1 protein-coding gene is annotated in these 1,238 nt (G+C 30.3%); it reads right to left on the minus strand.

Translation table 11 applies throughout. The features are described 5' to 3' along the window. Positions 1-13 precede the first annotated feature (13 nt). Positions 14-1,120, minus strand: a complete 1,107-nt coding sequence (locus BT156_RS21685; RefSeq protein WP_072412988.1) for an ISAs1 family transposase — start codon at positions 1,118-1,120, stop codon at positions 14-16. Between the last annotated feature and the right edge of the window lie 118 nt (positions 1,121-1,238).

The raw sequence follows: 1,238 nt of genomic DNA on the forward strand, positions 1-1,238 counted from the left end.
CAGACCAAACGCATTAAAAATTTAGCATTTCAATGAGATAATCTAAATTCCAAGCTGCCATTTTTCTCATTCTTTTGATGCTTATTTTCTTGTTTTTAAGTTGTTTTTCTTGCAATAATTTTAACACTAATTTTAGTATAATTGAGAAGTTTTCGGCTATATTATTGTTCCGTTTACGGCTTTCATCTTCTTTTAAAATCACATCTAAACTCCAATGTAATTTATTTTCAATTAGCCAATGATTTCTGGTATGTTTTAAAAATATTTCAGGCGTATTCAATTGACTACTAATGTAATATCGTTTATCTTTTGTTTCTTTATTTTTACTTTTATGATAGGTCGTGCTCTCTATTTTGATAATGGTTTGCAGGTTTTTCCAGTCTTCATTTCGCGTAATATGCGTCATATCTGTCATTATTTTACACGTTCTTTTTTCTACTTTTGAACCATTAATTTCTTCTGTTATAAAGACTGTTTTTTCATTATTTTCATGAACCAGAAATGCGCTTTCAACATCTTCAAAAAGTGTTTTTTGATTTTGTTTTACCGCCAAAAGATAATCTCCACCTTTTTCTATAATTTTCTCGGCAATCTCTATTTGGCAACCCATTGCATCGATGCTTACTAAAGCATCTTTTAAATCTAATGCTTCCAAAAGTATTGGAATCGCACTAATCTCATTCGATTTATCGGCTGTTTTTTCTTGTCCCAAAAAACTACAATCATCCGTCAAATAAGCGTGCAACAAATGGATCATTTCGCCTGTTTTCGAATGACTTCCTCTACAAGATTTTCCATCTATCGCAATGTGCTTTTCCTTAATGTCAATAAGGGTTGCAAGCCATTCTACAAAAATTTTCTGGAAAGATTTTGGGTCGTAAAGCGAAAAAAAACGATTGAAAGTATCGTGCGATGGAACACCATTTTTCAAGTCTAAATATTTAGCGAAAAACTCTTTCCTTGAGTTTCCAAAATCCTCCACTTCCTCCCAATCTTGGGCGTTACAAATCACTGCCAAAATGGTGATGAAAACAATGTTTTCGACGGGATGTAATTTTTTTCTATTCAATCTAAAATCTTTAATACTTTTAGCAAAAGTAAGTAATTTGTTTTTATTCATAAACATCTGATTATCAGATAAATATACGAAATAAAATTCATTTACACAAGTGTAATGTATTGATTTTTAGATAATTGCAAAATTAATTTTATCTAATTATTTTAATGCGTTTAGTCTG

Source organism: Chryseobacterium limigenitum, from assembly GCF_900114875.1.
Lineage (GTDB): Bacteria > Bacteroidota > Bacteroidia > Flavobacteriales > Weeksellaceae > Chryseobacterium > Chryseobacterium limigenitum.

Bases quoted from the DNA above. Each gene is read 5' to 3' on its own strand.
- BT156_RS21685 (WP_072412988.1), bottom strand. From the start codon at position 1,120: ATGAATAAAAACAAATTACTTACTTTTGCTAAAAGTATTAAAGATTTT.